The 22,699-nt window shown below is 67.7% G+C and carries 17 protein-coding genes and 2 tRNA genes; 10 read left to right on the forward strand and 9 right to left on the reverse strand.

The annotated features are described in order from the left end of the window. Positions 1-93: 93 nt before the first annotated feature. Both K9U15_RS08485 and K9U15_RS08490 read right to left on the reverse strand, forming a co-directional pair. Positions 94-669 (reverse strand): DUF4230 domain-containing protein, encoded by a 576-nt coding sequence (locus K9U15_RS08485; RefSeq protein ID WP_123673864.1) that lies wholly within the window; start codon positions 667-669, stop codon positions 94-96. Between the two features lie 215 nt (positions 670-884). Next, positions 885-2,729 carry an NYN domain-containing protein gene (locus K9U15_RS08490; RefSeq protein WP_123673862.1) on the reverse strand — a complete coding sequence of 615 codons (1,845 nt, stop codon included), beginning with the start codon at positions 2,727-2,729 and terminating at the stop codon, positions 885-887. 249 nt (positions 2,730-2,978) lie between these two features. Between K9U15_RS08490 and K9U15_RS08495 the strand changes: the two genes are divergently transcribed. Then, positions 2,979-3,055 (forward strand) — tRNA-His (locus K9U15_RS08495). 89 nt (positions 3,056-3,144) lie between these two features. Continuing rightward, positions 3,145-3,220 (forward strand) — tRNA-Lys (locus K9U15_RS08500). A 159-nt stretch (positions 3,221-3,379) separates the two neighbouring features. On the opposite strand, the gene K9U15_RS08505 is transcribed toward K9U15_RS08500, so the two are convergent. Further along, positions 3,380-4,546, reverse strand: a complete 1,167-nt coding sequence (locus tag K9U15_RS08505) for a phosphoglycerate dehydrogenase (protein WP_096226749.1) — start codon at positions 4,544-4,546, stop codon at positions 3,380-3,382. A 329-nt stretch (positions 4,547-4,875) separates the two neighbouring features. Here K9U15_RS08505 and K9U15_RS08510 point away from each other — a divergent pair, with 329 nt between their 5' ends. From K9U15_RS08510 to K9U15_RS08520, 3 genes are all read left to right on the forward strand, one after another. Continuing rightward, positions 4,876-5,472, forward strand: a complete 597-nt coding sequence (locus tag K9U15_RS08510; RefSeq protein ID WP_123673860.1) for a flavodoxin family protein — start codon at positions 4,876-4,878, stop codon at positions 5,470-5,472. Positions 5,473-5,655: 183 nt separating this feature from the next. Beyond that, positions 5,656-6,357, forward strand: a complete 702-nt coding sequence (locus K9U15_RS08515; RefSeq protein WP_123673858.1) for a sigma-70 family RNA polymerase sigma factor — start codon at positions 5,656-5,658, stop codon at positions 6,355-6,357. After that, positions 6,354-8,183 carry a hypothetical protein gene (locus K9U15_RS08520; RefSeq protein WP_123673856.1) on the forward strand — a complete coding sequence of 610 codons (1,830 nt, stop codon included), beginning with the start codon at positions 6,354-6,356 and terminating at the stop codon, positions 8,181-8,183. Before K9U15_RS08515 ends, K9U15_RS08520 begins: the two co-directional genes overlap by 4 nt. Positions 8,184-8,231: 48 nt before the next feature. On the opposite strand, the gene K9U15_RS08525 is transcribed toward K9U15_RS08520, so the two are convergent. After that, positions 8,232-10,334: an ABC transporter permease gene (locus K9U15_RS08525; RefSeq protein ID WP_123673854.1), complete on the reverse strand. Its 2,103-nt coding sequence runs from the start codon at positions 10,332-10,334 to the stop codon at positions 8,232-8,234. Further along, positions 10,324-11,133 carry an ABC transporter ATP-binding protein gene (locus K9U15_RS08530; RefSeq protein ID WP_194073885.1) on the reverse strand — a complete coding sequence of 270 codons (810 nt, stop codon included), beginning with the start codon at positions 11,131-11,133 and terminating at the stop codon, positions 10,324-10,326. Before K9U15_RS08530 ends, K9U15_RS08525 begins: the two co-directional genes overlap by 11 nt. A gap of 226 nt (positions 11,134-11,359) precedes the next feature. Between K9U15_RS08530 and K9U15_RS08535 the strand changes: the two genes are divergently transcribed. Together K9U15_RS08535 and K9U15_RS08540 are read left to right on the forward strand one after the other, a co-directional pair. Further along, entirely contained in the window at positions 11,360-12,088 is a 729-nt protein-coding gene (locus tag K9U15_RS08535; protein ID WP_123673892.1) for a response regulator transcription factor, read from the forward strand. Between the two features lies 1 nt (position 12,089). Further along, positions 12,090-13,508 carry a sensor histidine kinase KdpD gene (locus K9U15_RS08540; RefSeq protein ID WP_123673850.1) on the forward strand — a complete coding sequence of 473 codons (1,419 nt, stop codon included), beginning with the start codon at positions 12,090-12,092 and terminating at the stop codon, positions 13,506-13,508. Positions 13,509-13,523: 15 nt separating this feature from the next. Here the strand turns inward: K9U15_RS08540 and K9U15_RS08545 are convergent, their stop codons facing one another. Next, positions 13,524-14,378, reverse strand: coding sequence for a DegV family protein (locus K9U15_RS08545; RefSeq protein WP_301155893.1), 855 nt, complete (start codon positions 14,376-14,378; stop codon positions 13,524-13,526). Between the two features lie 164 nt (positions 14,379-14,542). Between K9U15_RS08545 and K9U15_RS08550 the strand changes: the two genes are divergently transcribed. Both K9U15_RS08550 and K9U15_RS08555 read left to right on the forward strand, forming a co-directional pair. After that, positions 14,543-15,118, forward strand: a complete 576-nt coding sequence (locus K9U15_RS08550) for a DUF1836 domain-containing protein (protein WP_123673845.1) — start codon at positions 14,543-14,545, stop codon at positions 15,116-15,118. 117 nt (positions 15,119-15,235) lie between these two features. Beyond that, complete coding sequence (locus K9U15_RS08555) at positions 15,236-17,281, forward strand: Na+/H+ antiporter (RefSeq protein ID WP_123673843.1); 2,046 nt, start codon at positions 15,236-15,238, stop codon at positions 17,279-17,281. A gap of 166 nt (positions 17,282-17,447) precedes the next feature. Here the strand turns inward: K9U15_RS08555 and argS are convergent, their stop codons facing one another. Further along, positions 17,448-19,175 carry an arginine--tRNA ligase gene (gene argS / locus K9U15_RS08560; protein WP_301155895.1) on the reverse strand — a complete coding sequence of 576 codons (1,728 nt, stop codon included), beginning with the start codon at positions 19,173-19,175 and terminating at the stop codon, positions 17,448-17,450. Positions 19,176-19,399: 224 nt separating this feature from the next. Here argS and K9U15_RS08565 point away from each other — a divergent pair, with 224 nt between their 5' ends. After that, positions 19,400-19,837 carry a GNAT family N-acetyltransferase gene (locus K9U15_RS08565; RefSeq protein ID WP_087190958.1) on the forward strand — a complete coding sequence of 146 codons (438 nt, stop codon included), beginning with the start codon at positions 19,400-19,402 and terminating at the stop codon, positions 19,835-19,837. A gap of 131 nt (positions 19,838-19,968) precedes the next feature. Here the strand turns inward: K9U15_RS08565 and K9U15_RS08570 are convergent, their stop codons facing one another. Next, on the reverse strand, positions 19,969-21,591 hold the full coding sequence (locus K9U15_RS08570) for a YfcC family protein (RefSeq protein ID WP_096226761.1): 1,623 nt from the start codon (positions 21,589-21,591) through the stop codon (positions 19,969-19,971). A gap of 151 nt (positions 21,592-21,742) precedes the next feature. Further along, positions 21,743-22,696, reverse strand: coding sequence for a carbamate kinase (gene arcC, locus K9U15_RS08575; protein WP_087190960.1), 954 nt, complete (start codon positions 22,694-22,696; stop codon positions 21,743-21,745). Positions 22,697-22,699: the final 3 nt, after the last annotated feature.

The following is a 22,699-nucleotide window of genomic DNA, read 5'->3' on the forward strand; positions in this document are numbered from 1 at the left end:
CGGCGCGGGGCAAGCCCCTTCCCATACGGAAACGGCGCGACGGTCCACCGGGCCGCCGCGCCGTTTCCGTATGAGGCGCAGTTTGCGCCCCCCTTACGCGTCCACGATCTGCAGCGTGTAGGCGCCCTCTCCCACGGTGAACGGGTGCAGCAGGTTCTCCACGAGGGTGCGTGCCTGCTCGTTGGCCTGCCCGATCATGCCCGTCTGGTCGACCTTGCCCTCGGCGTCGGCCTGGGCCGTTTTGAGCGCCTCGGCGGTATCCTGCTTGTTCTCCCAGTTGAACAGTGCGAACGCGGAGTCGTAGAACTCGATGGAGTGCGGGTCTATCTCTATGCCCAGAAGACGGGCCTGCGGGAGGCGCACGGTGACGGTGCGGCCGCTCACGTCCACGGAGGCCTGCGACAGGTCCACACCGGCGCGCACCTCGGCGTCGTAGACCATGGTGAAGCCCTTCTTGTTGATGAAGTCGATGTCGCCGTTCTCGTAGCGCACGAGGCCGCGGTACTCCAGCTTGGCCGTGGCCAGCTCGCTCGAGTTCGTGAGCTGCTCCTGGATGGACGTGGCGGAGAGCCTGACGCTGGGCTCGAAGGCGCGCTGGAACGCGAGCGTGCCCACGACGCCCACGGCGACGAGCGCCACGGCCGCCACGATCGCGAGTAACTTCTTCATGGCAAGGTTCCTTCTCGGTGGAAACGGGATCAGGGGGCAGGATACCACGGACGAACGGGCTCCCGTCCTCCGTCAACGAGCGGTTGAAAAGAGGCGCGCGCCCGGACGGCTCCCCCGACGACCGGCGCGCCCCGGATCACCGGGGCGCGCCGGGGGCGGGGCGGATCGCACCGGGCGCGCGAAGGGCGGGCCGGTCTCGCTGGTCCGCGGCCCGCCTAGCGGGCCAGGCGGGCGTAGAACTGGCCGTCGCGCTGCTCGACGGCAACGCCCTCGAGGTCGGCAAGGTACGGGCGGAACTGGGCGTAGCCCAGGTCGCGCAGCTTGAACGTGCGGAACTTGCCGCGCACGCGCTTGCCGAGCGTGGCGAGCGCCACGCCGTCGGGGCCGGCCTCGGCCAGCGTCTGGCGGATGTACTCCTCGGGCCCGCCTGCGGCGAGGGCATCCTGCGCGGGGGCCTCGGGGGCTTGCGCAGCCTTGGGAGGCTTGGGAGCCCTCCCGGACTTCGCGGCCTTCTCGGCGGGCTGCGCCGTCTCGGCCGGATCGGCCGCCTTCGCGCGCTTCGCCGAGGACTTCGGCGCCGGCCTCTCAGAAGCCTTCGCCGAGGCCTTTGCGGGGGCCTCGGCGGCTTGCGGCGGGACTTCGCCCTGCTCGGCGGGCTGCGGGACCGCAGCGGCGGCCTTGGAGGCCGGCTTGCGGCGGGACTTCGACTTCGGCGCCTGCTCCTGCCGCGCCTCTGCGGGTTCCTCGGCCTGCGGGGCGGCCGGGACGTCCTGCGCCTGCGCCTCCGGCTCCTTGCGCGCGGCCGGCTTCGTCTTGGCCGCAGCCTTGCGCCCGCCCATGGCGTTCGCCCATGCGGCGGCGGCCCGCAAGCGGGCGGCTCGGCCCGGACGGTTGTCCACGGGGGGTTCTTCGACAGGCTCGGGCTGTTCGGCGCGCGAAGCAGCCTGCGGCTCCTCCGCCGGAACCTCCGGGGCGGGGGCTTCGGCGCTCTTCGCCTCGACGGCGTCCTTGGCAGCCGCCTTCGGGGCGTCGCCCTTCCCGCCGCGATGCGTGGCCGCGCGCGTGGAGCGACGGGGCTTCTTCGCGGAAGCGCCCTCCCCGCCCCCGTTCGCAGCCGTCTGCCGCGCCGGCTCGCCGGCGTCCTCGGCCGGGGCGGGCTCCGCCTGCGCGTCGACTGCGGCCTCGGCGCTGGCAGGCCCCTTCGGCTCCTGCTCGGCCTGCGCGTCGGACGCCTCTGAGGCCGGCGCCTCCGCGCCGTGCGGGGCGTCCTTGCCGCGGCCGCCCCGACGCTCGCGATCGTCGCCCGCAAGCTCCACCGTCACCGAGCTGCCGTCCTTCGTGATCTGCACGCTCGGGAACTCGTCGAGCAGCTTCGACAGCAGGTTCGTGCCGTAGCTGCGCACGTCGAAGTCCGGGTAGCGCTTCAGCAGGCGACTGCCCACCTCGCCGAGGCCCGTGGACTTCCCGTTGTTCTGGTTGTCGGTGATGATGTTCACCACGGCCTGCTCGATCTCCTCCTTGCTCGCGGTGGCCGTGCCCGCGCCCGCGCCGGCGGCGTTCGCACCGGCCTGGTCGCCCCGGCCCTTGCCGCGGCCGGGCGCCTTGCCGCCCGCATCGCCCAGCAGAAGCTCCAACGTGGTGAAGATATCGCATGCCTTGCGAAACGGCGTGGGCGTCTTCTTCTCGCCCATGCCGATGACCGTGAGGCCGCTCTCGCGGATGCGGCTGGCCAGACGCGTGAAATCGCTGTCGCTCGACACGATGCAGAAGCCCTCCACCGAGCGCGTGTACAGGATGTCCATGGCGTCGATGATCATGGCCGAGTCGGTGGCGTTCTTGCCCTGCGTGTAGCCGAACTGCTGGATGGGCGTGATGGAGTTCTCCAGCAGCGCGTCCTTCCATTTGGCATGGAGCGTGAGCGTCCAGTCGCCGTAGATGCGCTTGTAGGTGACGGTGCCGTATTTCGACAGCTCGTCGGTGATGGGCTTTATATACTTGGCCGACACGTTGTCGGCGTCGATCAAGAGCGCAAAGCGCTTTTCAGATGATTGCTTTTCCACGTGGTGCCGCTCCTCGGTGAAAGTGATGGAGGCGGGCGCGCCCAGGCGCGCAACGCCGGTTTTTGCGCCGTGGCCGGAAACGGTCGGCAGCCCGAAGCGGTGCCAACCTGCGGAAAACACGGCGTTTCAGGCGACTATACTACTCTAAACGGGCCGATCAGAGCCCGATTGCAGCAAGTCTGATACAATTTGTCCATAATCCTCTTGCGCTCGGGAGGGAAAATCCGTATACTTCCACCTTGCGCCTTGGTGGCTATAGTTCAGTTGGCTAGAACGCCAGATTGTGGCTCTGGAGGTCGTCGGTTCGAGTCCGATTAGCCACCCCAGCGCGCTTTTTGAAATTAGGGCTTGCAATCGTTGGACGCATGCTTTAAGATAGCCCAGCGCTTTGAGCACTTTGACATAGTTTTTCTTTGGACCGTTAGCTTAGTTGGTAGAGCAGGGGACTCTTAATCCCAAGGTCCGGGGTTCGAGTCCCCGACGGTCCACCATTGAGAATCTAAAAGCCAGCCGGCAGAAACCGGCTGGCTTTTTTCGTTTTGCGGGCATCTTCCCTCCCCGCCTACGGCGAAGGTCGCCGGACCTTGGGAGCCGGCCGTCCCCGCCGTCGGCCGCATGCCCGAGGGGCATGCGGCGCGGCTCGGAGCCCCTTAGCACACCACGCGCACGCGGCGGACGCCCTCGAGGGCCTCCAGCTTCTCCACGGCGGTGGCGGGCACAGGCTGGTCGAGGTCGAGCATCGTGTAGGCGGCGTCGCCGCGGGACTTGTTCGTCATGTTCTCGATGTTCACGCCCTCCTCGCCGAACACGTCGGTGATGCGGCTGATCATGCTGGGGATGTTCTCGTGCATGACGGCCGCGCGGCTCATGCCGGCAGGGCACGCGCCCATGTCGCATGCGGGGAAGTTCACCGAGTTCTTGATGTTGCCGTTCTCCAGGTAGTCCATCATCTCCTGCACGGCCATGGCGGCGCAGTTGTCCTCTGCCTCGGCGGTCGAGGCGCCCAGGTGGGGCAGCACGATCGCGTGCTCCATCTTCATGACCTCGGGCGTGGCGAAGTCGGTGATGTAGGCGCCCACCTTGCCCGACGCCAGCGCCGAGGCCATGGCGGCGTTGTCCACGAGCGTGTCGCGCGAGAAGTTCAGCACCACGGCGCCGTCCTTCATGAGCGAGCAGGCGCGCCCGCCCACCATGCCGACGGTGCCCTCCATGGCCGGCACATGGATGGTGAGGTAGTCGCAGGTGCGGAAGACGTCGTCCAGGTTCGTGACGTGATGGACGGCGCTCGAGATGCGCCACGCCGCGCCCACCGAGACGTACGGATCGTAGCCGTACACGTCCATGCCCAGCGCCACGGCCGCGTTCGCCACCTCGGCGCCGATGGCGCCCAGGCCGATGACGCCCAGCTTCTTGCCCTTGATCTCGCGGCCGGCGAACTGCTTCTTCGCCTTCTCCACCGCCTTGGCGATATTCGGATCGTCGGCGTTGTCGCGGCACCATGCGATGCCGTCCACGATGCCGCGGCTTCCCAGCAAGAGCGCGCACAGAACGATCTCCTTCACGGCATTGGCATTGGCACCCGGCGTGTTGAACACGACGATGCCCTCCTCGGCGCAGCGGTCCGTGGGGATGTTGTTCACGCCCGCCCCCGCGCGCGCGATGGCCAGCAGGCCGTCGCCGAACGCCATGTCGTGCATGGCAGCGCTGCGCACGAGTATGGCCGAAGCCTGCGCGGGGTCGTCGGTAAGCTCGTAGGAGTCGGTGAGCAGGTCGGTGCCGTGCGAGGAAATGTTGTTCAAGCAGTGGACGTAGCGCATGGTTCTTCTCCTTCTCTCGTATAAGGTGAGGCCGAGGGCTGCCGTCGCGCAGGGGAGCCGCGCCGTCGTTGCGTGGGAGCCGAGCCGCTTTAGCCTGCTGTAGCAGTATACTCCCTCCCCCGCTGGGCGGGCGGGGAAACGGCGGCGCCCGCGCGAACGGGCGCGTGGGCGGAAAGCAGGGGCGCGATTTGAAAACCGTCGCAGCGGGGCCGCGGTGGGCGCGGTACAATCGGCTGCGACGGAAGCCGCGCACGGCTGACGGGAACGGCACGGCGCGCGAAACGCGGCAAGGCAGATGCAGCCAGGCAGACGAGGGAAGGCGGAGGACCATGGGGAAGAACGTGCTGGTGCTGAACGGAAGCCCGCGGACAAACGGCAACACGGCGGCGCTCGTGGACGCGTTCGCGGAAGGGGCCGGACAGGCGGGCAACGACGTGGTGCGCTTCGACGTGGCGCTCATGGACATCGCTCCCTGCCGGGGCTGTCTGGGCGGAGGCGCCGAAGTGGACAGCCCCTGCGTGCAGAAGGACGACATGGATGCCGTGTACGCCGCCTACCGCGCGGCCGACGTGGTGGTGCTGGCGTCGCCCATGTACTGCTGGAGCGTCACCGCGCAGGAAAAGGCCGTGCTCGACCGCCTGTTCGCGCTCATGGAGGCCGGCATGCGCGCCGCAGAGGCGGGCGGTGCCGAGGCGGCAGCGGCCGAGGCGGAGGCGGGCGGCAAGGGCTGCGTGATGCTCATGCCCGCCGAGGAGGACACGGAGCGCAACTTCGCCCCCGTCGTCTCCTATTACGAGACGCTCTGCGAGCGCATGGGCTGGCGCGACCTGGGGCGCGTGCTGGTTGGCGGCGTGTACCGCGCAGGCGACATCGCCGGCAACCCCGCCCTCGACGAGGCCCGCGAGCTGGGTGCCAGACTGCGGTAGGTCGTGCGAATCGGGCGCTGACTTGCGATGGAGCCCGTGGACGCCAGCCTGCGGCAAGGCAAGCGAGGGCGCGAGCATCCAACGGGCGGTTTCGACGGGCGATCGAAACCGCCCGTCTTTTTTCGGGCAGATCGCAACAAATGACGGTTCCTTCCCCGTGTTCTAGGGGAAAGGAGATGGGGTATGGAAGAATCAGGCGAGATAGCGCTGCCCGCGGGCTTCGGCGGCGCAGGGCGGAGGCGGCCGGACGCGGCACGTCCCCCGCTCGACGGCGCTTCCAGCACCGGCACGTCCCGGTCGGCAGGCAGCAGCGATGCGGGCAACGCCTTCCGCGGCGGCGCACCCGACGCAGTCGCCGAGGCAGGCGGCGCGCAGGCGCGCGAGGCGGCGGCGTTCCTAGAGGAAGCGGTCGGGCGCTGGGGCGACACGGTCCTGCGCCTGGCGGCGAGCCGCACGGGCAACCGCGCCGATGCCGAGGACGTGTTCCAGACCGTGTTCCTGCGCCTGCATCAAGGCGGCAAGCGTTTCCGCGACGACGAGCATTTGAAGGCCTGGCTTCTGCACGTGACCGTCAACTGCTGCAACGACCTGCACCGCAGCCCCTGGCACCGGAAGCGCGCCACACTCGGCGACGAGGACGTGGCGCGCCTCGCCGACCATCCCGACCCGAACGCCACGGAGGGCGCCGCAGACCGGGACGACGAGCTGGAGGCCGCCCTCGCCCGCCTGACCGACCGCCAGCGCACCGCCGTGCACCTGCACTACTACGAGGGGTACGCGACCGAAGAGATCGCCCGTATCACCGGCGAGCGCCCCGCCACCGTCCGCTCCCACCTCCACCGCGCACGCAAGGCACTCAAGATCGACCTAGGAGCACGCCCATGAACGAGAACGAGTTCCGCACGCGCTACGCCGCGTCGCAATCCCACGTCGAAGCCTCCCCCGAGCTCAAGCAGCGCGCCGTCTGCAACGCCCTGCAGGAGGGCGCGGCACAGTACGCCGGGAGCCAGGCGCCCGCGAAGGGAGCCGTGTCCGCCAAGCGCCCGACCCGGCGCCGTCCCCGGCCCGTCTCGCGCACCGCCGGCCATTCCGTCGGCGCCGCATCCCTCGCCCGCCGCTGGGCGCCAGCCGCGGCCGCCTGCCTCGTGGCCGGCGCGCTCGCGGTGGCCGGCATCCCCGCCCTCACCTCGTCGCTCTCGGGCTCCCCCGCCATCACGCTCGACGAGGCCGCCGCACGTTGCGGATTCTCGGTGCGCGCCTACGCGAGCGACGGCAGCGCGCCCCTTGCACCGGGCGAGGGCGGCACCGTGGCATTCGACCGCGACCTGGGCTACCGGTTCCGGGGAGGCGACGACTACAAGGTGAGCGGCTTCTTCTCGGGCTGCCTCTTCCACGTGGAAGGAGAGGGCATCGTCCGCGTGCAGGCGCATCTCACGGGCGGGGCGCTGTACCGCGTGACGTTCGAAGACGGGCCGACCGACCCCGACGACCCGCGCATGGGCGAGCTGGCGAGCTGGAAGCCCACCGCGCGCGGCACCGGCGAGCACTACGGCGGCTACGACTTCGTGGGCAGCGCCATGCGCGACGGCGAGAGCAAGCTGAGCCTCGCGAAGCTCATGGGCGCCACCATCGACGTCTCGGCGGACGACGACCCCGGCATCGCCGACGGCACGACGAGCTTCGGCCTCTGGACGAACGAGGGCGAGGTTCCCGAGGATGTCTTCAACGACTTGCAGTCCCCCGTCATCGACTGGTTCGACGGGCAAACGCTCACCGTTACCGTGACGTTCGAGGACGGCAGCACCTCCACGCAGGCCATCGAGCTGCACGTCGCCAACTTCGAGACCGAGATGGTAGACGGCACCCCCCGCCTGACCACCCGCCTCGCTGCGGACGACGCCGAAGCGGGCACATCGGCGAAGTCGCTCTACGGCACCGTGGTGGAAGCCGGGAGCGAGCCGTTCCCCTTCCCGCTCGACAACGCGAACGACCGCGCCGACGAGGTGCTGCCCGCCTCGATCATCGAGCGGCAGGACGATACATGGCGGGCAACCGTTGAGGTGGACGGCGCGCGCGTCGACGCGACGCTGCCCGAGAGCGCGCTCACGGCAGCCGACGGCGAGATCGCGTTCGACTTCGGTTGCGATAACCCCAACTACTCCTACACGAATACCGAGAGCCCGCAACGGCTGACCGCCCAACTGGCCATGAGCTCCCCTTCCCTCTCGCTCTCCGACACCCTGCCGGGCGGGAAGGCGCTCGGCGACTGCCTCTTCGTGATCGACGGCTGGCTCGGAAACGCGCGCTACATGGACAAGTGCTCGCGCGAGGTGTGGGGCTACGGCTACAACGACGACGGCACCTTGACGAGCAACGATTACCGCTACACGTCGACGACGGTGACGGGGCGCAACCTTGGCGATACGGCCGTGCCCGTCTGGGTGAGCGTGCTCTACGAGTTCGCCCTGCGCAACGACGACGGGACGCTCGACGTGGTGCGGACGGGTTACGATCTGGACTTCGAGGCTTCGGGCGACACCCTGCCCTCCGACAACCCCCAGCACGTCGTCATCGCGCCAGGCGGCACGGTGCAGCTGACCATGGTGCGCGTCCTGCCCACGTACGTCCTGGAGAGCGATAACCTGGTGCTCGTGCCGACCGACAACGGCAGCCTATCCTCGCACGCGTTCGCCTTGGGAAAGCAGGGATAGAGGCAAGCAACGCCCCCGCAGGTCGAACCTGCGGGGGCGTTGTCGTCCTTACTCGCGGGCAAGCTTGCGGGCGCCGAGGTACGTCACGGCGAAGTACACGCCGTACACCGCGAGGAACGCTCCGGCGCAGGCGAGTGCCATCGAGGTGATGTCGAGGTGCCCGAACACGGCCACGACGTCGGTGACCACCACGAGCGCGCACGCGGAGTGCGCCACGGCCAACAGCAGCGGGAACAGGAAGTACACGAGCACCTGCACGAACAGCGCGCCGTCGATCATGCGCTCGGGGGCGCCCAGCTTGCGCAACAGGCCGTAGCGCTGTGCGTTGTCGGACGCGTCGGAGAGCTGCTGGATGGCGAGTATTGCCGCGCAGGCGATGACCAGCACGAAACCGAGGTAGATGGCCAGGTACGCCACGATGGTGGAAAGGCTGATGCTCTGGTCGAAGACATCGGCGCGCGTCATGGACAGCGTGATGGGCCAGGTGCCGGGATTGTCGGTATCCGACACGGCGTCCATCATCTCGCCGAACGCCGCCTCGTCCGCATCGCTTGCACACTGCACGTCGAGGATGGACTGCAGGATGCGCGCACCCTCCGGTACCGCCTCGTCGGGCACCACGAGCGTACCGGTGTTCATGGGGAACGGCGTGGTCTGCAGGCAATCGTCGCGGAACTCGACCACGCGCATAGCGCGTCCGCCCACGGACAGCTCGGTGCCGCGTTCCACCACATCGCGGTAGAACCCGCTCGTGATGTCGGAATCGCTATAGACCGCGCACTCCCCCGCTCCCAGTTCGAGCGCGGGCTTGCCCGCCAGCGCAAGCGCATCGTTGACCTGCGACAGCGCCGCCACGTACACAGGGTACACGCCGTAGCCGCTGTTGATGGACGCGCCCGCGTAATCAGCCAGCACCAGGCTGCTCGCGCGCTCCACGTCGTCCATCACCAGGCCGTCGGACGGGTCAACCAACAGATCGACCTGAGCCGCACCGGACACGACCGCGTCATAGTCGCCTGCTCCCACTGCAGCCACGCTCGAGCGCAACCCGGCAACCATATCGTAGCCCTGCTGCTCGGCGAACTCGCCGAACGCCCCCAGGTCCGCCGCCTGGAAGCCCGCCTCGGCGTTGTAGGAGCCGAAGGAGGTGGACACGCTGGCGCTGTAGTCGGTGCTCCTGTCCAGCGAGCCGTCGATGGCGTTGCGGATGCCGATGCCGCCGCACACGCTGGTGATGGCCAGGAACAGCACGATGCACACCACCGACAGCGACGCGAACGTGGTGTTCACCTTGGCGTTCAGCTGCCGCAGCGTGAACATGTTGAGCCCGCGCAGGTACAGCGGGCGTGCAAGCTGCACGAACTTCAGCAAAAAGCCCGACAGCGCATAGAAGAACAGCACCGTGCCCACGCACACGAGCACCGTGGCCGCGGCGAATTCCGGCGAAGGCTCCATGAGCCCGTTGTCGATGAGCAGCTTGTACGATACGCCGATCAGCACGATCGACACCGCGAACAGCACGAGCGACAGCGGCAGGCTCTTGAGCTTCATCTCCTCGTTCCTGCTGCTTGCGTGGAGCAGGTCGATGAGCTTCGCCCGTGCCACCGTGCGCGCGTTCAGCAACGCGGCAACCAGGAAGATGGCCGCGAACACGACGGCGGTCTTCGCCAGCGCGTCGACCGAGAACACGAACGCGAACCCGCCGGCAGCCGCCACGTCGGCCTTGAACAACGCGCTTGTGAGCTGCAGCAGAAGCTGCGAGAGCCCCACGCCCACCGCAAGGCCCACCGCGAGCGACGCCGCGCCCACGATGAGCGATTCAATCGCCACGATCCTCACCACGTCGCCCGTGCTCATGCCCAGAGCCAGGTACACCCCGAACTCGCGCTTGCGCCGCTTGATGAGGAATCCGTTCGCGTACACCACCAAGAACACGAGCACGAACGCGATGAACACCGACACGCCGCCGATCACCATGCCCAGAAGATCGAACATCTTGTCCTGCGTCTCGGAGAACGCGAGCACGCCCTGCTGGGCCGTCATGGAATTGAACGCGTAGAACACGGCCACGCCCAGCATGACCGTGAGGAAGTAGACGCCGAAGTCCGCGAGGGACTTGCGCACGTTGCCGAGCGCGAGCCTAGCAAGCATGGCGCGCCACCTCGCCTTCGACAGGCTCGTCATCGCCCGCGCCGCCCATGGTCGACACCATCTCCACGATCTTGCGGTAGAACGCCCCGCGGCCGGCGCCCGATCGGCGCAGCTCGCCGAACAGGCCGCCGTCCTTGATGAAGATGATGCGGTTGCAGTAGCTGGCCGAGAACGAGTCGTGCGTGACCATGAGGATGGTGGACCCTCGGCTGTTCAGGTACGCGAGCGACTCGAGCAGCTGCCTGGCCGACTTCGAGTCGAGGGCGCCGGTAGGCTCGTCGGCCAGCACGAGGCGCGGGCGGCCCACCGTGGCGCGTGCCGCGGCCACGCGCTGCTTCTGGCCGCCGGACAGCTGGTAGGGGTGCTTCTGCAGCACGTCGGAGATGCCGAGCGTGCGCGCCGCCTCCTGCACGCGCGCATCGATCTCGCGCGCCGGAATCTTCTGGATGGTCAGCGCGAGCGCGATGTTCTCGTACGCCGTGAGCGTGTCGAGCAGGTTAGAGTCTTGGAAGATGAAACCCAGCTCCTCGCGCCTGAACCGCGCCAGCTCCTTGCCGGCGAGCGACCCCACGTCGCGCCCGCCGATATGGATGCTGCCGCTAGTGGGCGCATCGATGGTGGCCAGGCAGTTGAGCAGCGTGGACTTGCCCGACCCGCTGGGCCCCATGATGCCGGTGAACTCGCCTGCCGCCACCGCGAAGCTCACGTGGTCGAGCGCCTGCGTCACGCTCCCGTCGCGCTTGCGCCCCTCGATGCCGTAGCGCTTGCCCACGTTGCGCACCTCCACCACCGTCTGCATCGCCTGCCCTGCATGTTGTGCCGCCATGTTCGTCTCCTTCTCTCGATCGGCTCCGCAGACAAGCTTACGCGGGCGGCCTTACGCCCTCCCTTCCCCTCCCTTGCGCTTTCCTTACGCTGCCTTGCAGCTGCCTTACGCCCCGCGCGCGGCCGCCCGTGCGCGGGGCGGTTGTGCCATAATGCGAACGTGAGAGAAGGGAGCGAAGATGGCATCGGGCGGATTCGGCATGGTGGACGAGCATTTGCGCGGCAAGCGCATCCTGGTGGTGGACGACGAGCGCGAGCTGGCCGACATGGTGGCGGCCATCCTGCACGGCGCGGGGTTCGCCTGCGTGGACGTCGTGCATGCAGGGGCCGAGGCGCTCGCCGCCATCGACAGCCGCGCGGCCTCGCCCGAGCGCGCCTACCAGCTGCTCGTGCTCGACGTGATGATGCCCGGCATGGACGGCTTCGACCTGCTCGCCCGCGTGCGCGAGCGGCCCGCGTGCGCCCGCGTGCCCGCGGTGTTCCTCACGGCGAAGGACGAGCCCTTCGACCGCGTGAGCGGCCTGGCCCTGGGCGCCGACGACTACCTCGCCAAGCCGTTCCTTCCCCAGGAGCTCGTGCTGCGCATCGCCGCGGTGCTCCGGCGCTGCTACGCCGAGGAGAGCCCGTCGCTCGAGCTCGACGCCTGCCGCGTGAACTTCGCCACGGCCGAGGTGGAGCGCGCGGACGGGAGCACGGTGCTGCTCACCGCCAAGGAGCATGAGATACTGAGCGTGCTCGCGCGCAACGCCGGGCGCATCGTCACCATCGACGCCCTGTGCGAGGCGTGCTGGGGCACGTCGTTCGGCTACGAGAACTCGCTCATGGCGCACATCCGCCGCCTGCGCGAGAAGATCGAGGCCAACCCGTCGAAGCCCGCCTCGCTCGTCACGGCGCGGGGGCTCGGCTACAAGCTCGTGAAGCGCGGCTAGCATGGCCGGCGGGACGCGCGGACGGCGCGGTAAGCGGGCCCCCAGCCTCGCGCGGTTCTTCACGAAGCAGCTGCTGCTGTTCGCCGCGCTCGCCTTCCTCATCGTGGTGGTGGACTTCTTCCTGTACACGGTCATCGCCTACAACGAGTCCAACGAGAACTTCGATGACGGCACGCCCGCCACGGTGACGCGCGCCGTGGACGGCGCGCTCGCGCGCGGCGAGGAGGGCTGGGAGCTCGGCGAGGCGGGGGCCGCGGAGCTCGACGCCCACGGCGCGTGGGCGATCCTCGTGGACGGCGAGGGCGCGGTGGCCTGGTCGCATGGAGCGCCTGACGACGTCCCCGCGTCCTTCTCCCCCGACGAGGTGGCCATGGCCGCGCACTACGCCAGCATCGCCGACTACCCTGCCTTCTTTTGGGACCGCGACGACGGCCTGCTCGCGGTGGGCTTCCCGAAGGGCACGTACTGGCACATGGGCCTCACGTTCCCCGCGTCCACCGTGCGCATGGTCCCGTTCTACCTGCTGCTCGTGTTCGCCGTCGACCTGGGGATCCTTTTCACGGTGTACGCGGCGTCGCGACGGCGCACGCAGAGGGCGGTGGGCCCCATCGCCGACGCGCTCGACGCGCTCTCGGAAGGACGCGCCGCCGAGCTGCGCCTCAAGGGCGACCTGCGCGAGATCGGCGAGCAGATCACCGAGGCGAGTGCTGTCATCGAGCAGAAGGACGCCGCGCGCGCGAACTGGATCCGCGGCGTGTCGCACGACATCCGCACGCCGCTGTCGATGATCCTCGGCTACGCCGACGCGCTGGCGGCCGACGAACGGGTGCCGGAGGACGCTCGCGCCGAGGCGGCCCTCATCCGCGCGCAGGGGCTCAAGATCAAGGACCTCGTCACCGACCTCAACACCGCCTCCCAGCTTGACTACGACATGCAGCCGCTCAAGCTGGAGCGCGTGCCCCTGCCGCGCCTTCTGCGCTCGGTGGTGGCGGGGCACATGAACGCGGGCCTCGACGAGCTGCATCCCCTCGACCTCGAGGTGGCCGAGGGCGCTGCCGAGGCCGTGGTGCTGGGCGACGAGCGCCTGATCACGCGCGCCGTGGAGAACGCCATCGCCAACGCGCGCCTGCACAACGAGGGCGGCTGCAACGTGGCGGTGACGCTTTCGGCGCGCGAGGGGCTCGCCGCGATCCGCGTGGCCGACGACGGCGCGGGGGCCGCACCCGAGGAGCTTGCCGCGCTCGAGGCACGCCTGGCGCGCGCTCGCACCGCCCGCAGCGCCGCCGGCTCCTACGGCGAGGAGCACGGCCTGGGCCTCGTGCTGGTGGACCGCATCGCCCGCGCCCACGGCGGCTCGATCGCGCTGGAGAGCGAGCCGGGACGCGGCTTCGCCGTGGAGGTCCTGCTGCCGTTGGCGTGACGGGCGCCGGGAGGCCTACGCCCCGCAGACGCCGATGCCGATGAGGCCGGGGCCGGTGTGCACCACGAGCACCGGGCTGATCTGGCCCTCGTACCAGGCGTCCGCATGCCCGACCCGCTCCCCTAGCTCGGAGCGCACGGCAGCAGCCTCGTCGGCGGCGTCGCCGTTCACCACGGCCATCGTGCAGCGCGGGAACCGCGACGCGAACTTCTCGGCGCACGCCATGGCCTTCTTGAGCGACTGGCGTCGGCCTTTCGCCTTCGACACCGTCACGTACACGCCCTGTTCGTTGCAGGTGATGACCGGCCGCATGTCCAGCATGCTGCCCACGGCGTACGTCACGTTGCCGATGCGCCCGCCCTTATGCAGGTACTCCAACGTATCGACGCAGAAGAACACCTTCGTGTCGCGCACGATGCGCTCGCTCTCGCGCCGCACATCGTCGAGCGATGCCCCGTCCGCCAGCATGCGCGCCACGGCCAGCGCCACGAGCCCGGCGCCCATGCCGATGTTGCGCGTGTCCACGATGGCGCACTCGAGCCCCGCTACGCCCGACGCTACCGAGCGCATGAGGTCGTAGGTTGCCGAGAGCCCGCTCGATATGGTGACGACGACGGCCTGGCTGTAACCGTCGGCCACCACGCGCTCCAGCACCTCGCGCGTCACGGCCGGCGTGGGCGTGGACGTGGTGGGCACCTCCTCGGCAAAGCGGTCGTATACCTGCTGCGGCGTGATGGTGACCTTGTCCAGGAACGTCTCGTCCCGGTAGTTCACCTGCAGCGGCACCACGTACATGCCGAAGCGCTCGATGTCCTCCGGGGGAACGTCCGTGCACGAGTCAACGACGAGCGCGATGCGGGAAGAGTCCATGGGGCCTGCTTTCGATCGGGTGCTTCTCTATCTTGTATTAAAAACTAGATTACGTGCTTTTTATCACCATGTCAACAAGTTGTAGTAATTGACGCAGAAACCCTTTCTTGCTATGCTCCCCCGATACGACCCGCAAAAAGCGCTCGAACCGGAAGGCACGGCCCATGAAAGACGTCAGCGCAACGCCCTACGCCCAGCGGCTTCTCGAGCTGCACTTGCCCCGCTACGGGGAGATTCCCCGCATCGACCTGTACATGGACCAGCTCGTGGGCTTCCTCGAGGAAACGCTCGCGCCCCTTTACCAGCCCGACGAGAAGATCATCACGCGCTCGATGGTGAACAACTACGTGAAGCAGGGCGTGCTGGCGGCGGCGGCCGGCAAGAAGTACTCGCGTGACCACGTGGCCTACCTCGTGGTCATCTGCACGCTGAAGCAGACATTCTCGCTCTCGGAAATCGACCTTCTCATTCGCCGCCAGATAGCAACGTTCGACACAGGCGTGGCCTACGACTACTACTGCGATGCGTTCGAGGCGGCCGTCCGTGCGCTGTTCGGAGCCCGCCCCGCCAGCCCCCAGGGCCTTGCCAGCGGCGATGCGCCTGGCGACTTCGAGCGCGACCTGGTGCTGGCGTCCACGGCAGCCGTGGCCTACACGCTGCACATCAAGGCCAGCGTCGCTCTCATACGGGAGGAGCCCGCTGGGGGAAATGACTCGCAAGGCGTTGCAGGGCCTGCGTAACCACATGAAAAACCCTCGCCTTTGAAGGGCGCCCCCGCTCGATGGTCGGTTACAATGAAGGGGCCGGCCTTTCGGTCCGGCATCCCGGAAAGCAACGCAACGTAAGGAGGGCGATCGGTGGAGGCACTCGTGCTCGCACTGCTCATGCTCGCGGCCGTCCTGCTCTCCTCGGTGATCGACCAGCTTGTCCCCAAAGTGTCCTCCCCGCTCATCCAGATCGGACTGGGCCTGCTCATCGCCCTGTTCGCCCCCTCGCAGATCAACATCACGCTCGACCCCGACCTTTTCCTCGTGCTGTTCATCGCGCCCCTCCTGTTCGACGAGGCCAAGAACGTGGACAAGGGCGCGCTGTGGAAGAACCGCCGGCCCGTGCTGTCGCTGGCCATCGGCCTGGTGGTGGTCACCGCCCTTATCATCGGGTTCGCCGTCGAATGGCTCGAGCCTTCCATCGGCCTGTTCGCCGCCTTCGCGCTGGGAGCTGCGCTCGGCCCCACCGATGCCGTTGCCGTGGCGTCGCTCTCGAAGGAGACGGACATCGCACCGCGCGACAAGAGCATCTTGGAGGGCGAGTCGCTCATCAACGACGCCTCGGGCATCGTGGCGTTCCAGTTCGCCCTTGCGGCGGCCACCACGGGCACGTTCTCGCTGCTTAACGCCTCGCTCGACTTCGTCGTGAGCTTCTTCGGCGGCATCGCCATCGGCTTGGCGCTGGGGTATTTGGGCAACTTCCTCGTGCGGCGCGTGCGCTCGTGGGGCCTCGAGAACACGACGTTCCACGTGCTGTTCGAGGTGTTCACGCCGTTCATCGTATACCTCGTGGCCAACCAGCTGGGCACGAGCGGCATCATCGCCGTGGTGGCGGCGGGCCTGGTGAACGTCATATCGCCGCGCACCATCGGGCCCTCTATCTCGCGCATGAACATCGTGTCGTCCAGCGTGTGGCGCGTGCTGTCGTTCGCGCTGAACGGCATCGTGTTCGTGTTCCTGGGCACGCAGCTGCCGAAGGCCATGCAGGGAACCTGGGACGACGTGAGCATCGACAACGGCGTGCTCATCGGCTACATCCTGCTGCTCACGCTCATCTACGTGGCGGTGCGCTTCGTGTGGCTGCTCGCCATGGAGCGCTACCACTCGCACCGCGCGCCGGAGGACCAGCGGCCGGGATGGCGCGCCGACGTGCGCTCGTCGCTGGTCATGGCGCTGGGCGGGCCGAAGGGCACCATCACGCTGGCCGTGGTGCTCACCATACCGGTGACGTACCTCGACCCGTTGCGCGGCGTCGTGGCCTTCCCCCAGCGGGAACTCATCATATTCTTGGCCTGCGGCGTCATCGTGGTCACGCTGCTCTTGGCCACGTTCGTGGTGCCGCTGCTGGCGCCGAAGAAGCCCCCGACCGACGAGGATCTGCGCTGCGACGAGACGCAGGTGAGCCTGGAGATACTGCGCTCCGTGATAGAGGAGCTGGCCGCGCGCCAGACGCCCGAGAACCGCACGGCCACGCAGACGGTCATCCACTCGTACAACCAGCGCATCGCGCGCATCAAGAACAGCAACGACATCCTGGACGAGCCGAACACCGCCCTACGGCTGCGCGCGCTCGATTGGGAGCAAGACTACGTGCTGAAGCTCATCGAGGCCGAGGAGGTCTACCCTATCGTGGGCTACCAGTACCTAAGCCGCCTCGCGCACATAGAGAACCTGCTGAAGCACCATGCGGGCCGCTGGTCGCTGCAGAACGCCTACCTGCGGATGCGCGCGCTGGCCCGCACCGGATGGCACCGCCTGCTAAGCGGCCTGCCCGGCGTGAGCCCCACCGAGCGCACGCAGGCCATCCGCGAGCTGCAGATCAAGGGCTCCGAGCACGTGATCGCAAAGCTGCAGGCCATGCTGACCTCGCCGGAGTGCAACGAGCCGGCCGAAGACGTGAGCGCGCTGGTCATGGAGTACCAGCGCACCATCTCGATGCTGCGCAACGCGAATCCCTCCATCACCGCGCTCACCCGCACCGGCGCCTTGGCGACGGACGTGGAGCGCTTGGGGCTGCGCTTGGAGTTGGAGCAGATCCAGACCCGCTACGAGGAGGGCGACCTCTGCCGCGCGTCCGCGAAGCGCCTGCGCGAGAACGTGTACCTGATGCAGGTGGATTTGGAGGACAACGTGTGATGGGGCGAGACAAGGGGACGGGGATAATGTCTCATTCCCCTGCGCCTAACGAGCTTCTAAGGCGTTCCGGAATGAGACATTATCCCCGTCCCCTTGTCTCGCCCCGACCACCCATACGCAAAAGGGCCGCCCGCGGGCGGCCCTTCGAATCGCCGGTGCGTCGTGCTTACATCTTCGCCGGAGCGGTGACGCCCAGGAGGTCGAGCGACTTCGCCAGCACGATGCGGGTGGCGTCGACGAGCGCGAGTCGCGCGTTCGTAACAGCCTCCTCCTCGCCAATGACGTGGCAGTTCGTGTAGAACGAGTGGAAGAGCGATGCGAGGTCCTGCGCGTAGTGCGTCAGGCGGAACGCAGCGCGGTCGCGGGCGGCCTGGGCCACGAGCGGCCCGAAGTCGTCCATCTTGCGCATGAGCGCGAGCTCGGACTCGTGCGTGAGCGGCGAGAGGTCCACGTCGGCGGGAATCACCTTCGCAGCCAGCTCGTCCATGCTCATCTCGCCGGCCTCCGCGGCCTCGGCGTCGGCCGGGTCGGCCGCCTTGCGCAGGATGGAGCAGATGCGGGCATGCGCGTACTGCACGTAGTACACCGGGTTCGACGCGTCCTTCTTCTTCGCCACCTCGATGTCGAAGTCGATGGGCTGGTCCGAGGACTTCGCCAGCATGAGGTAGCGGGTCGCGTCCACGCCCACCTCGTCGATGAGCTCCTCGAACGTGATCATCTCGCCGGTGCGCTTGGACATGCGGACGGCCTCGCCGTCGCGGAACAGGTTCACCAGCTGGCCGAGCATGATCTCGAGCGCGCCGGGCCAGCCCCAGGCCGCGAGCATGGCCTCGCAGCGGGCGATGTAGCCGTGGTGGTCGGCGCCCCAGATGTTGATGAGATGGTCGAAGCCGCGCTCCATCTTGTTGTAGTGGTACGCCACGTCGCTCATGAAGTACGTCATCTCGCCGTTGGCCTTGATGAGCACACGGTCCTTCTCGTCGTCGAACGCGCTCGACTTGAACCAGGTGGCGCCGTCCTTTACGTAGATGTAGCCCTTCTCGTCCATGGCCTCGAGGCTGCGGTCCACCGCGCTCTTGCCGGTCTCGTCGGGCACGTACAGGCTGCGCTCGCTGAACCAGCACTCGAACGTCGTGCCGAAGCGCTCGGTCACGCGGTGCTGCTCGGCCAGCTCGTAGGCGTAGGCGCGCTCGCGGAAGTTCTCCATACGCTCCTTCGGGTCGGCGTCGAGCCACACGTCGCCGTCCTCGTCGATGATGGTCTGCGCGATGTCCTTCACGTAAGAGCCGGCGTAGCACGCCTCCGGCATTTCGACGTCGCGGCCGAGCAGCTGCTGGTAGCGCACGGCCACCGACTCGCCGAAGTTGTCCATCTGCGTGCCGGCGTCGTTGATGTAGAACTCCTCGAACACGTCGTAGCCCGCGTGGCGCATGACGCGCGCCGTGGCGTCGCCGAGCGCGGCCCAACGGCCGTGGCCCACGTGCAGGGGGCCGGTCGGGTTCGCCGAGATGTACTCGAGGTTGATCTTGCGCTCGCCCTCCGGGATGGTGCCGCGGCCGAAGTCGCCCTTCTCGGCGCGCGCCTGGGCGGCCACGCCCTGCAGGGCCGACGGGGCCAGGCGGATGTTGATGAAGCCGGGGCCAGCGATGTCCACGCTCTGCACGAGGTCGTTCTCCGGCAGATGGTCGACGATGATCTGGGCGATCTCGCGCGGGTTCTTCTTGGCGAGCTTGGCCGAGCGCATGGCCACGGTGGACGCCCAGTCGCCGTTGGCCTCGTCGCGCGGACGCTCAAGCGCCGCCCCGGGAGCCTGCTCGAGCTCGAGCGATCCGTCCTTGCACGCAGCCGCGACGGCCGCGTCGATCAGCTGTTCAAGTTGTTCGCGAATTTGCATGGTGCGCATCTTTCCTGTCCGATATCCAAACGGTTGCATATCGGTCGATTCTACCACCTTTTGCCCGCACGGAGGACCCGCGCGGCGCCTCCCGGACAAGGCGTGGCTGCTTATGCAGAAAAAGCACACATGACCTCGCAAAAAGCAGGTTCGGTTAAGCGCGCCCCGCCCGTCGTGCGCCCTGTGGTATCGTAGACGCCTGCACCTTACGGAAAGGAAAAGCCATGGAATACCGGTTCGAGCAGGGAAACTTCGCGGACGCGCGCATCGTGCGCACGCGCGTGTTCATGGAGGAGCAGGGCTTCGCGAACGAGTTCGACAGCCTCGATGCGCACCCGGCCACCCTCCACGTGACCCTCTACGACGCCGAGGGCGCGCTCGCGGGCTGCGCGCGCACGTTCCCCGACCCCGAGCACCCCGACGAGCCCGGCCGCTGGGTGTTCGGCCGCCTGGCCGTGCTGCCCGAGGCGCGCGGCGACGGCCTCGGCGCGGCGCTGCTGGCCGAGTCCGAGCGCCTCGCACGCGAATCCGGGGCCACGGAGATGCACCTGCATGCCCAGTGCCGCGTGACCCCGTTCTACGAGCGCCGCGGCTACGAGCAGTACGGCCCCGTTGAGCTGGACGAGCACGTGGAGCACGTCTGGATGCGGAAGGCGCTGTAGGGCGGAATCCGCGCAGGGCGGGCGGTCTGCGCGAAACGCATGCGTGCACCTATAAAGGAATCCCCCGCCGAGGCGGGGGATTCCCGAAGCGCGTCGCGAGCGCGCGATGCGTCAGCCCAGTGCAGCCGACGTTACGCGGCGCCTGGTATGAGCATCATCGCCGCGGTGAGGATGATGATGCAGGCAACGCCCAGCACGATGAACAGCTTGCCGCCGAACTTAAGCCACGTGGAGTACTCCACCTTAGCAAGCGCCAGGCCGCCCATGATGGCGCCGGACGTGGGGGTGAACAGGTTCACCAGGCCGTTGCCGGCGCTGAAGATCATGATCATCACGTCGGGCGAGAAGCCGAGCGAGTTCGCCAGCGGGCCCATGATGGGCATGGAAACCGTGGCCATGCCGGACGACGACGGGATGAGGAACGACAGCACCACGTAGAGCAGGAACGACATGGGGGCGAATATGATCGCCGACAGGCCGTTCAGCGCGTTGGCCGCATTGTTGAGGATCCACATGTCCAGGCCGGTCTCGCCCATGAGCACCGTGATGGAGCGGGCGAGCGCGATGATCAGCACGACGCTCATCATGTCGGCCGCGCCGTTGATGAAGGCCTTGACGAAGCGGCTCTCGGACACGCCGCCCACCACGCCGATGATCAGCGCCATGATGAGGAACCAGGTGGAAGCCTCGTCGAAGTACCACTGCCCCAGCGGCAGGCCCGTGAGGAACGCGGACCAGCCCTCGGAGACCTGCTCCTCGGCGGTGACCGTGCCGGTCACGTTGCCGTTGAACGTGAGCTCGCCCTCAGCCGCGCCCGCATCTGCGGCATCGGCCCACGTCGCAGAGATATCGTCGCCGCTGACCTGGGTCGTTACCTCCTCGGTTGCAGCGCCGGCGTCGAAGATCTCCACACCGAAGTCGCCCCAGGGGATGAAGCCGATGATCATGACCACGAACGTGAGCGCGAACACGATGAGCGCCCACTTCTGGCGGCCCGTCATGAGCTTCTGGTTCGGGTTTGCCTCGGCGTCGACCGCCTCCTGCTGCGCCTCGCCGAACTCGGCCTTCATGGTCTCCTGCTCCTGCAGCGACAGGATGGTGGAGCCCTTGTTGGCCTTGACCTTCTTCGCGTAGCGCATGACGAAGATGATGGAGATTACCAGCGTCACGAGCCAGAGCACGATGCCCAGCAGGATGATGGTGCCCTGGTTGATGGCGATGCCGCTGCCGGACAGCGAGTCGACCGCCGCGCCGACCGCGAACGGGTTGACCGTCGAGCCGAGCACGCCGCAGCCGGCGCCCAGAAGGACGACCGCCGCGCCGACGACGCTGTCGAAGCCGGCCGCCACCATAGTGGCCGCCAGCAGCAGGTAGAACGGAACCGTTTCCTCGCACATGCCGTACGTCGTACCGCCGATGGAGAAGATGAACATCAGGATCGGTATGAGCACGAGTTCGTTGCCCTTGAGCTTCTTCACCAGTGCGGCGATGCCGGCATCCAGCGCGCCCGTCTCGGTCACGATCCCCAGGAAACCACCCAGGATCAGCACGAACAGGCACACGGGAAGCGCATCGGTGAAGCCCTTGACGGGCGCCGTCGCCACGTTGGCGATGGTTGCGCCCTCGACTCCCTCAACACCGGCTAAAGACATGGCCACCGTGATCAGAGCAAGTGCAACGAGCATGATGAGCAAAATGGTGAACGATGATATAGATCGCTTCTTCTTGCTTTTTTCCTTCGCTTTCTCGGTCATGAGAACCCCTCCTTTGAAGAGGATCGAGGTGAATACGTTTGGCGAACGAGAAACCTCTTGAACGTACCGGCCGGAAGCATAACCGCCCGGCACGCGGATACCCCTCCTGCGGCGGCGAGACGCTTGCGCGTCCGCCGCCGCAGGTAAAACACTAGGCCGTGATAACCGTGCCCGTCTTGCCCTTCAGGCCGTCGGCAGCGCACTCGAGCGAGGTGATGAGCGCCTTGCCCTCGGGATGCTGCTGCACGAACTCGATGCAGGCCTCGACCTTCGGCAGCATCGAGCCGGGCGCGAACTGGCCCTCCTCGATGTACTTCTGGGCCTCGGCAACCGTCATGGAGTTGAGCTCCTGCTGCTCGGGCGTGTTGAAGTTGATGCACACCTTCTCCACGGCCGTGAGGATGACCAGCATGTCGGCCTTGAAATCGGCGGCCAGCTTGGCGCTGGAGCGGTCCTTGTCGATGACGGCCGGCACGCCATGGTAGCTGTCGTCCTTCTCGATGACCGGAACGCCGCCGCCGCCCGTGGAGATGACGATGTAGCCGTCGTCCATGAGGTCCTTGATGGCGTCGAACTCAACGATGCGCTGCGGCTTCGGGGAGGCCACTACCTGGCGCCAGCCGCGGCCGGCGTCTTCCTTGTAGGTGTAGCCGGTCTCCTCGGCGCGCTTCATGGCCTCTTCCTCGGTGAGGAAGGCGCCCACGGGCTTCGTCGGGTTCTGGAACGCCGGGTCCTCCGGGTAGACGACCGTCTGCGTCACGATGCAGGCCGTGGAGCGCATGATGCCGCGGCGCTTCATATCGTTCAGGATGGCCTGCGACAGCTGGTAGCCGATGTAGCCCTGGCTCATGGCGCCGCACTCGGGGAACGGCATGGCCGGCGTCTTGCCGTCATGCGTGGAGGCGTAGTCGAACGCGTTGTTGATCATGCCGACCTGCGGGCCGTTGCCGTGGGAGACCACGACGTTGATGCCCTCGGCCACCATGTCAACGATGTGCTCGGCCGTGTTCTTCACCAGCTCCAGCTGCTCCTGGGGCGTGTTGCCCAGGGCGTTGCCGCCGAGCGCGATGACCACGGACTTGCCTTCGCCTTTCTGGTATGCCATAGT

This window comes from Gordonibacter sp. RACS_AR68 (assembly GCF_030418485.1).
GTDB classification, from domain to species: domain Bacteria; phylum Actinomycetota; class Coriobacteriia; order Coriobacteriales; family Eggerthellaceae; genus Gordonibacter; species Gordonibacter urolithinfaciens.